The following is a 13,813-nucleotide window of genomic DNA, read 5'->3' on the forward strand; positions in this document are numbered from 1 at the left end:
TACATAGATTCTTTAAAATGTTTCTTCTATTCATTCCATCATTCTATTAAGGAGAGGTTATTCATGTCTGTATTTACACCAGAAGAAATGACGGAACTTGCTGCTAATTCTGGAAGAAAAAAAGCTCATTTATCATTGCTCCCTATGCTAATTCTCGGTTTTTTTGGTGGTGCTTTCATAGCATTAGGATATTTACTTGATATCCATGTTATCGGAACAATGCCAAAATCTTGGGGATCATTTACTAGCTTTTTAGGTGCTGCCGTATTCCCTATCGGTCTTATACTCGTTATCCTTGCAGGCGGTGAATTAGTAACTGGCAACATGATGACCGTTTCAATGGCATGGCTTCACAAAAAAATCGACTTATTTCACTTCATACGAAATTTAGTTATTGTTACGTTTAGCAACTTCATAGGTGCTATATTCGTCGCTTATTTTTTTGGTCATATCGTCGGCTTAACGGAGGGAGCTTTTTTAGCAAAAACAGTTACTATTGCACAAGCTAAACTACAAGATACACCACTGCAAGCCTTCATTTCTGCAATCGGGTGTAATTGGCTCGTTTGTTTAGCTGTTTGGCTCAGTATGGGAAGTAAAGAATTTATCGGAAAGATTGTCGGTATTTGGTTCCCTGTTATGACTTTTGTTGCGATTGGATTTCAACACGTTGTAGCCAATATGTTTGTCATCCCAGCTGCAATTTTTTCTGGTCATTTAACTTGGGTTGAATATTTTCCAAACTTCATTTTTGTTTTCTTCGGAAACTTAGTAGGGGGTATGTTATTTGTAGCATTACCTTATTTCATATCTTATAATAAGAAACTACCTTCCAATAAAGAGCAAACTGCATTAAAGAAAAAATCTGTATCCGCTTAAATTGAATGTCTATAAATTGGTCCTAAAAAATATCACAAATTTCATTTTTTTTGCGAATATATGTACGTACACTTGTTCTCGAATGTTTTATACGTTATAATAACAACTTAAATAGCATTATTTACATATGAGGTGAAAAACATGAATAAGACAGAATTAATTAAAAACGTAGCACAAAACGCTGAGATTTCTCAAAAAGAAGCTACTGTAGTTTTACAAACTGTAGTAGAATCAATCACTAACTCTTTAGCTGCTGGCGAAAAAGTACAACTTATCGGATTCGGTACATTCGAAGTTCGTGAAAGAGCTGCTCGTACAGGCCGTAACCCACAAACGGGTGAAGAAATGCAAATCGCAGCTTCTAAAGTACCTGCTTTTAAAGCTGGTAAAGAACTAAAAGAAGCTGTAAAATAATGAAAAATAGCCTTCTCATTTATGAGAAGGCTATTTTTTTCATGACATAATTAATAAAAATCTGACCATTATGCTGCTTATTTTGTTCCTTTATGCAAATAAAACCTTTGCTTTCAAAGAAAGGTTTTGCTGTAATACTCGCCTCTGTATATATATCCCTATGCTGCAAGTTCACTGCTTCTTTTTCTAACTTCTGTAGTATGTATGATGCTATCCTTTGTCCTTGATAATCTTTATGCGTAAATAAGCGATCTACGTAATGATCATCATTATAATCCCCAAATCCCACTATCACACCTTTATAATCAGCAACGTAACAAATATTCTTTTCTAAAGACTGTAGCCATCTCTCTCTATCTAGTCGCTCTGGGGCCCACGCCTGTAGCTGTAACTCGTTATAATCTTTTGCATTCACCGTATGAACCGTTTCATAGAACAATTGTAATACTTGCTCTAAATCCTCTTTCTGGAATGTTCTAATTTTAATATCTTTAAACATATGTAAAACTCCTTATCAAACTAACTCTTTTATTTCGGTTATCCGGATAATTATTTCGTGTTTATTTTCGAAGCAGTTTCTTCCACTATATGTGATTCTACTTCTGCTCTTTCTATATTATATCGACTTTTCCTTCTAAACGAACAATAAACAATACTTATACAAAGTATTGTTTATTGTAAAAAAGCATATTAAATTCGCTTTATAGCTGAAAGTGTTTAAGATTTCAATTTAACTCTTTGTAATCTTAATGCATTTAATACGACTGATACAGAGCTAAATGCCATTGCTGCACCTGCAACCCAAGGTGCTAAGAAACCGAGCGCCGCAATTGGAATTCCTAGGCCGTTATAAGCTAACGCCCAGAATAGATTTTGCTTAATATTTCTAATCGTCATTTTACTCATAAAAATTGCATCAGCAATACTATTTAAATCACCACGGATTAACGTAATATCTGCCGCTTCCATCGCTACATCCGTTCCGGTTCCAATTGCCATACCGATATCCGCCGTAGCCAGTGCAGGAGCATCATTTATTCCATCTCCAACCATTGCTACTTTCTTACCTTGCGCTTGCAGTTTTTTCACTTCTTCTGCTTTTCCTTCTGGTAATACTTCTGCAATTACGTGATCAATACCAACTTGCTTAGCGATTGCCTGAGCAGTTTGTGTATTATCTCCTGTAATCATAACAACGTCTAGACCCATTTTCTTAAGTCTTGCGATAGCTGCTTTTGAAGTATCTTTTACAGTATCCGCAACAGCCACTATACCAGCATATTCTTTATTAATCGCAATAAGCATTGCTGTTTTTCCTTCTCGTTCTAGCGCTTCCATCGATTTAGAAACTTCTTCAATATCAATATAGAATTTCTTCATTAATCGACGTGTACCAATTAATAATTGTTTCCCTTCTACAACTGATTCGATGCCGAATCCCGGAATCGCTTCAAATGTTTCTGAACTTGGGATAACAATTTTCTTTTCTTTAATTCCTTCTACAATCGCTTCTGCAAGTGGGTGTTCAGAATTTTTTTCTGCCGCACCTACTAAACGTAGTATTTCTTCTTCATGGAATCCATCTGCTACAATTACATCTGTTAACACCGGTTTCCCATTTGTCACAGTACCTGTTTTATCTAGAATAACTGTATCTAATCGGTGGGTTGCTTCTAAATGCTCCCCGCCTTTAAATAAAATGCCATACTCAGCCGATCTTCCTGATCCAGCCATAATAGATGTAGGTGTCGCAAGACCTAATGCACACGGACAAGCGATAACAAGTACTGCTATCATTTTCTCAAGTGCTCCGCCAAAATCACCAGGTGTAACAAATAGCATCCACACTGCAAATGTGATAATAGCAATTACAACTACAACTGGTACGAAAATACCAGAAATTTGATCAGCTACCCTTTGAATAGGCGCTTTCGATCCTTGAGCTTCTTCTACTACTTTAATAATTTGAGCTAATGCAGTATCTCTTCCTACCTTAGTTGCTTTAACTTTTAAAAATCCATTTTTATTCATTGTAGAGCCAATTACTACATCCCCAATTGTTTTATCAACAGGAATACTCTCGCCTGTTAACATCGATTCATCTATCGCTGATTTTCCTTCTACAATTTCTCCATCTACTGGGATTTTTTCACCAGGTTTAACATAGACAACATCACCAGCTACCACTTCTTCGATTAAAATTTTCATCTCTGTTCCATCTCGCACAACTGTGGCAGTTTTCGCTTGTAGTCCCATCAACTTTTTAATAGCTTCTGATGAACGCCCTTTTGCTCTCGCCTCAAATAATTTACCTAAAATAATTAAAGTAATAAGTACCGCACTCGTTTCAAAATATAAATCTGTCATATGTTCTGAAGAACCAATCGACCTAATACTTAAATACACACTATAGAAATAAGCTGCGGACGTTCCAAGTGCCACAAGAACATCCATGTTTGCACTTTTATTACGTAACGCTTTATAAGCCCCAACATAAAACTGGCCTCCAATTATAAACTGTACTGGAGTTGCAAGAGCTAGCTGCACCCAAGGGTTCATAAGCATATCAGGTAAATAAATAAATGATGTAAATGAGAAATGACTTACCATTGCCCACAGTAACGGGAATGATAAAATAAACGAAATGATAAATTTCTTCTTTTGTCGTTCAATTTCTTGTAAGCGATGATCAGTTGATCCATCTTGCTCATCTGATTTCACTTCCAATTTATATCCTAATTTCGTGATTGCACTCTTCATTTCATTTACATTAATTTCATCAGGATTAAAATCTACTGTAGCTGATTCCAAAGCGAAATTTACTGTCGCTCCGTTCACACCTTCTAACTTATTTAAACGCTTTTCTACTCTATTCGCACATGCTGCGCATGTCATCCCTGAAACAGTAAACTCAGCTTTATCACTTACAATTCCATATCCTAGCGACTCAACTTTTTCCTTAAATTGTTGTGGATTTGTTTTATGGGGATCATACATTATTTTTGTTTTTTCAAGTGCAAAATTTACATTTGCATCATGAACACCTTCTACTTTTTTCAGGCCTTTTTCAATTCTATTTGCACAGGCTGCACATGTCATGCCTGATATTTGGAGATTGGCCTCTTTTTGTTCATTCATGTCTCTCACCTCTATATACCCTTATAAGGTATAATTTTTAGCAAAATAAATCGTACTCCATATAAAGTACGATTTATTTCTATATTAAAAATTATTATTGAATTTCATAGCCTTGATCTTCAATTACAGCAACGATATCTTTTAACGTTACAACTGATGAGTCGATAGTAACTTCAACAGTTCCTTCTGCTAATTGAACTTTTACTTGTTCAACGCCGTTTAGTTCTTTCACATTACTTTCAATAGAATTTACACAATGCCCACAAGACATACCCTCAACTTTTAATGTTAACTGTTCCATTTAAAATCCTCCTCTTGTTTATTCATTGTTTATTAATCACAACTACATCTTACCATACCCCCCTAAGGTAATCAATGGTTTTGTATCATGATTTTTATTTTTTTCTAAAATCTTTATTTTTTTGCTCCAATTATGAATTTATATATCTTCTCCTATATAAACAAAAGCCAAGCTAGTCAAATACTAGCTTGGCTTTTATGCTTTTGAAAAACGTTCAAATACTGTCATTAATTCTTCAATTGCTTCGTCACCATTACCATTTTTAATAGCTCCTGAAACACAATGACTCGTATGATTTTTTAAGACACCCATTCCTACTTTTTTCATCGCTGCATTAATCGCAGAAATTTGAACTAAAATATCCACGCAATAACGATCATTTTCAATCATATTTTGAATACCACGGACTTGGCCTTCAATTCTCTTTAATCTATTTATAATTTGTTCTTTTTCTTTTTCTGATCTATGTGTTACTGATTCATGGTCCTTATGATCCATATTATCACCTTCTTAAAGTTTCTCTTCATCCAATAAAACAATTGCTTTTATGAGTATACCAATTATATCATCAAATATCTATGTAGGATACCCCATATGAGTATATTTTCGCTTTATGATTATTCTTAACACATCATTAGCTTCTCAGTCTCAATTAATATGATACCCTTTCTTTTTTTCAAAAAAACAATAATAAGCAGGGATTGTCCATCCCCGCTTATTATTCATCCACAAATATAAAAGTCTCAATTTTCACACGTGTAAATTGAGACTTTTTTCCTCCTATATATAATTATTGCTGATCACATACTTTTGTATCATTCACTACTGAAGTTCCTTCAACGGTTACCGTATGAAAACAGTCATTTACACGAACTGTCACAACATTATCTTGCCGATCAATGATATGATAGTCATTAAAATTTTTATTCAGAGCACTGCGAATTTGTTCTCCTTCATAAATTGGAATACCATGCGATAAAACCCAAATAAGCCCAGCGATAGCAAGAATAGTTTTCATACGATCTACCTCCTTGAGAATATAGTGAACTTTTAATCCATGCTTTTTCAGCTCTATTAATCATGAATGGAATGAATCAAGCCTTTTTGGAAATAAGTTCATTTCGTCTATTTTATGTTTATGCTAATTGTGACCGAATTGTGACAACTTTTTGTCTATTTAGACGAAAAGTTGAAACAAAACTTTCAAAAAGGACAATTCTACTTATAAAAAAAGGTTATGGAATGTTTCATCCATAACCTTTTTTCAGCCCTATTCTACAACTCATCCACCGTACTTCATGTGATTTTTGTAGAGTTATTTTATTTTTATTCATCGACATCAAAACAAAATCTTGAAAAAACTTCCCACACGAGTTCATTTCTACTACTTACCCCAGTCTTTTCAAAAATGGATTTTAAATGATCTTGTACCGTGTATATAGATATACAAAGTTCATGGGCTAATTCCTTTGTCGACATACCTGTAAGAATTTTACGTATTACTTGCTTCTCACGTGTTGTAAAACTATACACTTCCGTAATAAGCGGAAAGATTTCTTCCGGTCTTGCTCTTTCGAATAGAACAACATAACCACCCTGAAAACTACTTGTACGTTCTAACTTACTGGCCCGAATGATTAAAAAATGTCCATAGGCTAAAGGTATACAAACTTTTTCTTCTCTATTCATACAACCTACATTATATTCGTTAGCCTTTACTTTCGAACAAACCGCACGTATTGGCCTTGATATTTCTTTTATATTTAACTGTTCATACTTTCTAAGATTTGAGAGCCAATCGCTGCCATCTTGATTCCAATATAATAAATTAAAATCCTCACTTAATATAATCGTACCTGTCCCTATTACCTTCTCTTCTGAAAAAGGTTTAGGAAATGCCTTTTTTAAAGCCTCTCCAGCAATCGGGACTACCATTGCCAAATACTTACAATTATCTATATGAAAAGCGGGACTTGTACTCCCTCGAAATAAACTAAGATGCCCAAAACAGTTCCCCTTACTCATACAAACGCCCCTTAATTCATCTCCAAAACTTGCTGGTTTTAAAATATTTCGGTATCTAGAGCTTTTCTTTTGTTCACCATTTGTCACCATACTAAGAGAAGCAACATGAGGATAGTGTTCTGATAAATATTTAAATTTATTAAAATCATCTTCTAGAAATTCATTCATAAACAATTGTGGATGAATCTTTTCAACACTTTCATCCGTAAATGCCCCAGTAGATAAAAAAGAAATTGGGTCTATAGCTGTAAAACAAGCGGCGTCAAAATCAATGACTTTACGTATTAAGTGGAGAAATGACTCTTGAAATGTCCTTATAGAACTTATACGATTCGCTACCATTGTAATTTCTTTCGTTATTTTTTCATACATCCTCTTCCCCCCAGATTTACGGGATTGTTTCCCTTCATAATTTCATTCCATAATAAACCTATAACACACATACTTAGGAGGTTAAAAATGAATTGGAATGATACTACCGTAAATTCATATGAACAAAGAATTCCATGTAAAATCCCAGGCTACTACAACCTATATGAAATGATGAATCATTTCTTGTTTACTACACTCCCTAAAGAAAATATGAATCCAAATTTTCTAGTTATAGGTGCTGGTGGTGGACAAGAAATTCTCTCAATAGGCAAACAAAATAGCAACTTATCTTTTACAGGTGTTGATCCATCTGAAAGCATGCTACAGCTAGCTAAAAAAAGAATTGAAAGCGAAGGCATACAAAATCAAATTCACTTTGTACATGGAACTGTCCATTCATTATTAACCAATCCATTATTTGACGCTGCTACTTGTATGCTTGTTCTTCATTTCATCCCAACTATTAAGGAGAAAAAAGAGCTTCTTAATGAAATTAGTAGTCGCTTAAAACCTGGTGCTCCATTCTTTCTCTCTACAATAAATGGTGTACCCCATACAAGTATGTTTTCTGCACAATTGAATGCTTGGCGCAACCACATGATGCAAAATCAAATTCCATTAGAAGATTGGAACCGATTTGAAAATTCTTTTGAAACAGAAATATTTCCTATTTCCGAAACGAATCTACTAGCTATCATGGAGGAATGTGGATTTATTCACATTCCTCGCTTTTTCAGTAGCTTTTTAATTGATGGATACGTTGCCTTTAAACAATAATGAAAAAAGGTAAGCAATTGCTTACCTTTTCCCTCTTCTATAGGTGACTAATAAACCTTAACCCTTTACTTAAAGAAGTCGGCACAACTGACGCATGATTTTCCCCTTCAGCTTCATAAAACGTAAATCTAAACTGATCGTGTTTTACTTGGAGAAGGCGCTCTGATAATTCGTTTGCACCTAAAACCATATGCTCTCGTTCCAATGACCCAACTGTAAGGAATACTCCCGTTTCAACCTTAGCATTGTTTAATTCATTTATAAGATTCTTTTCTTTTTCAAGCACGGATTGGTTATTCCACCAAATAGATGGACTACTTATAAAATAATTTTGAAAGGCATTTACGTTTGTGAATAGTATATGTAAAGCAAATAGACCACCTAAAGAATGTCCAAATAACGTTTGTTTTCCTTTATCAATCTCAAAATCATTTTCGATTTGAGGCTTCAGTTCTTCTTCTATAAAAGTAAAGAAGTTATGTGCTCCTCCTGTTTTAGGCCACGGTTTGCCATCTGGTTTTAAAGGCGCATCTTTTGAAATTACGCTAGGCGTAAAATCATAACATCTTTCTTCACCTGAAAATGCCCCTTCAATACGATAACCAATACCTACTATAATGGCTGGTGAGACACCTGTTTTCTCTGCTCTAACTGATTGTATTTTAACCGCTTCATGGAATGTTTGAAAAAAGGCATTGCCATCTAATACGTATATAACAGGATATCCTGACTCTGGTGCTGGCTGCCTCGGCTTTGAAATATGAATTTGATATTCTTTACCTTCTAATTTTGAATACATTTTCCACTGTTCTGTATTAAATGTAATAACCTGCTGTTTTTCAATAGTAGTATTCATCTTATATCCCCCCCTTCTTAACTCGTTACATATATTTCTACTTTCTCTTCTTGAGATACAACGCTATCGTAACCGAAACAAACAGGAGACCCATTATACGGATCAATCATGACACGTGCATCAATATGAAATACTTCTTTTAACACTTCATTTGTAATTATTTCTTCTGGGCTACCAGTTGTAACGATTTCCCCTTCCTTCATCGCAATAATTTCATCTGAAAACCTTGCTGCATGGTTAATATCATGTAATACCATAACGACCGTACAATTATGTTCTTTATTTAACTTCTCCACAATTTGTAATACATCTAATTGATGAGACATATCAAGATATGTAGTTGGCTCATCTAATAGCAACACTTCTGTCTCTTGTGCTAAAGCCATCGCTAGCCATACCTTCTGTCGTTGACCACCTGATAAATTTGCAATTTGTCTCGTTCGAAATTCAGAAGTTTTCGTTATTTCTAATGCCCAATCAATCATTTCTTTATCTTTTGAAGTTAACTTATTTACGTTATTTCGATGTGGATAGCGTCCATAAGAAATTAACTCTTCTACTTTAAGCTCTCCTGGTGCAATTGGAGTTTGCGGAAGTAAAGCTAACTGCTTCGCAATTTCTTTCGTTGGAATTGTATTTAAATCCTGTCCTTGCAAATATACTTTACCGCTCTTTTGCTTTAAGATTCTTCCCATTGTTTTTAACAATGTCGATTTACCGCACCCGTTTGGCCCTATAATTGTCGTTACTTTTCCTTCTTGTATTTCCACATTTAAATCGCGAAACACTGTAAGCTTTTCATAACTCGTCTCTAAATTTTTTGCACTTAAAATACTCACTTTTATTCCTCCTCTTACGCTTTCGCCTTATAAAGTAAATATATGAAATACGGTACACCGACAATAGAAATAACGATTCCAACTGGTAACTCTACAGGTGTGAAAACTGTTTTTGCAATAAAGTCTGAAGCAATTACAAGGAACATTCCGATTACTCCGCACGTAGGAATTATATGCTTATGCTGAATACCGACAAGTCTTTTCGCTATATGCGGTGCCATTAGTCCAATGAAACCAATACTTCCTGAAACAGCAACACATGCGCTCACAAGTCCGATACTACTTAATAGTAAAATAGATTTCTCTCTTTCTACTGAAACACCTAGACTTGTAATACTCGTTTCTTCCAATTGAAATAAATCTAATAAATAAGCTTTCTTTTGTATAAGCGGAATTAATATGATAAGCCACGGCAACATAGCAACAATATACTTCCAGTTTGCACTATATATGCTTCCAGACACCCAAACTGCAGCCATCTCGAAATCAGTTGACTTCATTTTGAGCGATAAATACATAGAAAACGCTCCAAATCCAGATCCAATTGCAATCCCTGTTAATAAAAGACGTTGCGAGTCTAACTTACCGTTTTTCCAAGAAAACAGATAAATTATTATAGCGGCTCCTAGCCCACCGACTAAACCAAACATCGGCATCATCATAATAGAAACCCAGTCTGTGCTCTTTAATTGCCCTTGAAAGAAGAACATGAAAATTACGATGGCTGTACCTGCTCCGGCATTCACTCCTAAAATACCTGGGTCCGCCAATCCATTTCTCGTAATCCCTTGAATTACAGCACCCGCAACACCGAGGCCTAATCCTACTAATCCAGCAATTACAATGCGCGGAAGGCGAAACTCAAAAATAACTAAATCATGGTCTGGTACTGGATCTATTCTAAAGAGTGTTTTAAATACATCTGTAATCGTAATATCAAACGTACCATTCGTTAAACTAATATAAATAGCACATAATATTAAAAATATACTAATCCCCATTGTCATTCCAAAACGTTGACTTGAACTTTTAAGCATGTCTCTCTCCTCCTCTTGTACGGATTAAATAAAGGAAGAAAGGAATTCCAATTAAGGAAGTAACGACTCCAATTGGCGTTTCAAATGGATAGTTTACAAATCTACTTAAAATGTCACATAATGCTAAGAAAACTCCACCAATAACGCCTGCGCAAGGCAAAATCCACTTATAATCTACTCCAATTATAAAGCGCGTAATGTGTGGAATAATTAAACCTACAAAACCAACTTTCCCCACTAAAGCAACTGCTGTTCCTGTTAAAAAAATAACTGATAAAATTGCCATCGCTTTAACTAGTTTTGTACGCTGCCCTAGATTAATAGAAACTTCTTCTCCTAAAGAAAGAATGGTAATAGATTTTGATATTAACAGTGCTAAAATTATACCAATTATCCCAAATGGTATCGTGATTTTAATGATATTAGGGTCCACTTGATCTAACTTTGCATTAAACCAAAAACTAACATTTTGAGAAATTTGGAAATATGAAGCCATTGCAGCCGATACACTACTTAAAAATGTTCCAATAACTGTCCCTATAATTGCTAATCTAACTGGGGATAAGCCATTTTGAAGGAGTGAGCCAAAACCAAACACTATACCGGCTCCTAGTGCAGAGCCAATCATTGAACATAAAACCATACCAATCGATGACATTCCTGGAAGAAAAATCATACAAAGTGTAATAACAAAGGCTGCACCATCCGTCACACCCATAATAGAAGGGGATGCAAGATAGTTTCTTGTCATCCCCTGCATAAGTGCTCCTGATATGGCTAGAAATGCTCCGACTAAAAGAGCTGCAACTACCCTTGGTAAACGTGAAGTAATAATAATATTATGATTTACATCGCTTGAATCAAAATGAAATAAAGCATTCCACACTGTTTCAGCATCAATGTTTTTCGCCCCATATAAAACAGAAAGTATAACTGTAAATAAAATCAATATGGGTGCTATACATAAAATGGTTACTGGTACCGCATTCGTTTTCTGCATATCATTCAACGCACCTTACTTATTGTATTATTTAGATAAATTTTTCACTGCTTCTTTTAAGAATGCTGTTTTACTCCAAGCTGTGCCACCTTGGGCCATTGGATCTACAACGTTTACAAATACTTTCTTTTCTTTCGCAGCATTCATACTTTGCCAAATTGGATTGCTTTCAATTTCTTCTAGCACTTTCGGGTTTTTATTTTCACTTGCCTCATATTGTAAGAAAACATAATCTGGGTTAAGTTCAGCAAGTTTTTCAAATGAAATTTTCTCTTGTGCTTTTACAGTTTTAAGTTGTTCTGGAGCAGTTAGTCCAAGATCTTTATAAATTACAGGGTTGAAGTATACTCCTTCTGGATATAGGAATAATTCATTTGCTCTTAGTCTAATTACAAGTACTTTTTTGTCTTTTAACTTATCTCCTAATTTTGCTTTTGCTTTTTCAGCGTCCGCATTGTAATCTTTAATAATTTTTTCTGCTTTATCTTTTTTACCAGTTAATTCTCCCATTAACTTTAAGTTATCTTCCCAATCTGTTGAAACGTGTGATACCGGGAACGTCGGAGCTACTTTCGTAAACTTTTCAGCTGTTTCTGCTGGGAATTTCGTACTAGATGTAATAACATCCGGTTTTAATTGAAGTAATGTTTCAAAATTAGGTTGCATTTTTTCACCCACAGATTTTGCACCCTCTAATTCTTTTTCAAGATACTTTGGTAATTTACCACCTACAGTAATTGCACCGACTGGTTTAATTCCAAGTACTGCTGCATCTTCCATTGACTCTAAACTAGCTGTTGCAATTTTATCTACTTTTGCTGGTACTGTATATTCTTTACCTAAATATGTAATTTTTCGTTTTTCATCTTTTTTTGTTTCCGTAGCTTTTGTCTGTTGCTTTTGTTCCCCTGAAGTTTTATCCGTACTATTACATGCTGCTAAACCTACACTTAAAACTGTAACCATCCCTAATGTAAATAACTTCTTGTTCATCTTTATATATCTCCTCTCAAAACTTGTAAATAGATTATTTTCATATGAAAACTTAACTACATGAAACTTGTCCCAAACATATATTTCATTAGATTAATAATTTTATCCGGAACTCATTCTCATTCACTTCCCCTAAACTATAATTCTTTTACACTTCATCCATCGATAACCTTTTTCAATGATAATGATTATCGTTACTAAGTATATATTTAATATGCAATTATTTCAAGAATGATTTGAAAAATTTTAACAAACTGAATTAAAAAGAAGTATCCGCCTATTATTAGCGAGATACTTCTTTTTTTAGAAATTTATATGTAATTCAACTGGACAATGGTCTGATCCCATCACTTCACTGTTAATTTTCGCATCGGTAATTTTATGTTTTAGCCTTTCAGAAATCACAAAGTAGTCTAAACGCCAACCGATATTTTTCGCTCTTGCATCCATACGGTATGACCACCATGAGTACGCTCCTTCTTGATCAGGATAAAGATAGCGATACGTATCAATGAATCCCGCCTCTAAAACACATGTGAATTTCTCTCTTTCTTCATCCGAAAAACCAGGATTTTTCCGATTACTTTTCGGATTTTTTAAATCTACTTCTTTATGGGCAACATTTAAATCTCCACAAAAAATAACTGGTTTCTTTTCATCTAATCGCTTAATATAGGCCCTGAAATCATCTTCCCATTCCATTCTGTAATCTAAACGTTCTAATCCTCGTTTAGAATTTGGTGTATACAGCGTTATCATATAAAAATCATCAAATTCTAACGTAATAACTCGTCCTTCTTGATCATGCTCTTCAATCCCTAAACCATATGTAACAGAAATCGGTTCTTTTTTCGTGAAAATAGCCGTTCCTGAGTAGCCTTTTTTCACAGCATAATTCCAATATGTATAATATCCCTCGGGATTTAAATCAATTTGTCCACTTTGTAATTTAATTTCCTGTAAACAAAATATATCTGCATTAGATTTTTCTAGATATTCTAGAAATCCACCTTTTGCAATAACTGCTCGCAAACCATTTACATTCCATGAAATCAACTTCATCTATGTTCCTCCTCTTGATGTGCATTTTCAATTTTCATGCTAACACAAAATAGATACCCTATCATAGTTTCATCTTTGTAATCTTGCTCTTACATTCGTAAATACGTACATACGTACTTT

General features: G+C 34.5%; 15 protein-coding genes. 3 read left to right on the plus strand and 12 right to left on the minus strand.

The genetic code is table 11. The annotated features are described in order from the left end of the window. Positions 1 to 63 precede the first annotated feature (63 nt). Positions 64 to 879, plus strand: a complete 816-nt coding sequence (locus CQ058_RS24255; protein ID WP_002192713.1) for a formate/nitrite transporter family protein — start codon at positions 64 to 66, stop codon at positions 877 to 879. A 141-nt stretch (positions 880 to 1,020) separates the two neighbouring features. Further along, positions 1,021 to 1,293: an HU family DNA-binding protein gene (locus CQ058_RS24260; protein WP_002033657.1), complete on the plus strand. Its 273-nt coding sequence runs from the start codon at positions 1,021 to 1,023 to the stop codon at positions 1,291 to 1,293. Positions 1,294 to 1,312: 19 nt separating this feature from the next. On the opposite strand, the gene CQ058_RS24265 is transcribed toward CQ058_RS24260, so the two are convergent. From CQ058_RS24265 to CQ058_RS24290, 6 genes are all read right to left on the minus strand, one after another. Beyond that, entirely contained in the window at positions 1,313 to 1,792 is a 480-nt protein-coding gene (locus CQ058_RS24265) for a GNAT family N-acetyltransferase (protein ID WP_002128639.1), read from the minus strand. Between the two features lie 218 nt (positions 1,793 to 2,010). Continuing rightward, the gene (locus CQ058_RS24270; RefSeq protein WP_002190442.1) at positions 2,011 to 4,431 is read right to left on the minus strand and encodes a heavy metal translocating P-type ATPase; all 2,421 of its coding nucleotides are present in this window, start codon (positions 4,429 to 4,431) and stop codon (positions 2,011 to 2,013) included. Positions 4,432 to 4,525: 94 nt separating this feature from the next. Further along, positions 4,526 to 4,732 carry a copper chaperone CopZ gene (gene copZ / locus CQ058_RS24275; RefSeq protein ID WP_002033654.1) on the minus strand — a complete coding sequence of 69 codons (207 nt, stop codon included), beginning with the start codon at positions 4,730 to 4,732 and terminating at the stop codon, positions 4,526 to 4,528. Positions 4,733 to 4,927: 195 nt separating this feature from the next. Next, entirely contained in the window at positions 4,928 to 5,230 is a 303-nt protein-coding gene (locus tag CQ058_RS24280; RefSeq protein ID WP_002014668.1) for a metal-sensing transcriptional repressor, read from the minus strand. Between the two features lie 292 nt (positions 5,231 to 5,522). Continuing rightward, the gene (locus CQ058_RS24285) at positions 5,523 to 5,750 is read right to left on the minus strand and encodes a hypothetical protein (protein WP_002190443.1); all 228 of its coding nucleotides are present in this window, start codon (positions 5,748 to 5,750) and stop codon (positions 5,523 to 5,525) included. 308 nt (positions 5,751 to 6,058) lie between these two features. Beyond that, positions 6,059 to 7,129 (minus strand): helix-turn-helix transcriptional regulator, encoded by a 1,071-nt coding sequence (locus CQ058_RS24290; protein ID WP_002190444.1) that lies wholly within the window; start codon positions 7,127 to 7,129, stop codon positions 6,059 to 6,061. 87 nt (positions 7,130 to 7,216) lie between these two features. Between CQ058_RS24290 and CQ058_RS24295 the strand changes: the two genes are divergently transcribed. Then, entirely contained in the window at positions 7,217 to 7,906 is a 690-nt protein-coding gene (locus CQ058_RS24295; RefSeq protein ID WP_002190445.1) for a class I SAM-dependent methyltransferase, read from the plus strand. Between the two features lie 37 nt (positions 7,907 to 7,943). Here CQ058_RS24295 and CQ058_RS24300 read toward each other — a convergent pair whose 3' ends face one another. From CQ058_RS24300 to CQ058_RS24325, 6 genes are all read right to left on the minus strand, one after another. Continuing rightward, positions 7,944 to 8,762 carry an alpha/beta hydrolase gene (locus tag CQ058_RS24300; protein ID WP_002192712.1) on the minus strand — a complete coding sequence of 273 codons (819 nt, stop codon included), beginning with the start codon at positions 8,760 to 8,762 and terminating at the stop codon, positions 7,944 to 7,946. Positions 8,763 to 8,779: 17 nt separating this feature from the next. Beyond that, on the minus strand, positions 8,780 to 9,601 hold the full coding sequence (locus CQ058_RS24305; protein ID WP_002014663.1) for an ABC transporter ATP-binding protein: 822 nt from the start codon (positions 9,599 to 9,601) through the stop codon (positions 8,780 to 8,782). A gap of 14 nt (positions 9,602 to 9,615) precedes the next feature. After that, entirely contained in the window at positions 9,616 to 10,638 is a 1,023-nt protein-coding gene (locus tag CQ058_RS24310; RefSeq protein ID WP_002190450.1) for a FecCD family ABC transporter permease, read from the minus strand. Next, positions 10,631 to 11,638, minus strand: coding sequence for a FecCD family ABC transporter permease (locus CQ058_RS24315; RefSeq protein ID WP_002014660.1), 1,008 nt, complete (start codon positions 11,636 to 11,638; stop codon positions 10,631 to 10,633). The genes CQ058_RS24310 and CQ058_RS24315 overlap by 8 nt, the downstream gene beginning before the upstream one ends. A gap of 27 nt (positions 11,639 to 11,665) precedes the next feature. Further along, on the minus strand, positions 11,666 to 12,631 hold the full coding sequence (locus CQ058_RS24320) for an iron-hydroxamate ABC transporter substrate-binding protein (protein WP_002014659.1): 966 nt from the start codon (positions 12,629 to 12,631) through the stop codon (positions 11,666 to 11,668). Between the two features lie 303 nt (positions 12,632 to 12,934). Continuing rightward, positions 12,935 to 13,693, minus strand: a complete 759-nt coding sequence (locus tag CQ058_RS24325; protein ID WP_002190451.1) for an exodeoxyribonuclease III — start codon at positions 13,691 to 13,693, stop codon at positions 12,935 to 12,937. Between the last annotated feature and the right edge of the window lie 120 nt (positions 13,694 to 13,813).

Origin of the sequence: Bacillus sp. MYb56 (assembly GCF_002976445.1) — a bacterium.
Taxonomy (GTDB): domain Bacteria; phylum Bacillota; class Bacilli; order Bacillales; family Bacillaceae_G; genus Bacillus_A; species Bacillus_A mycoides.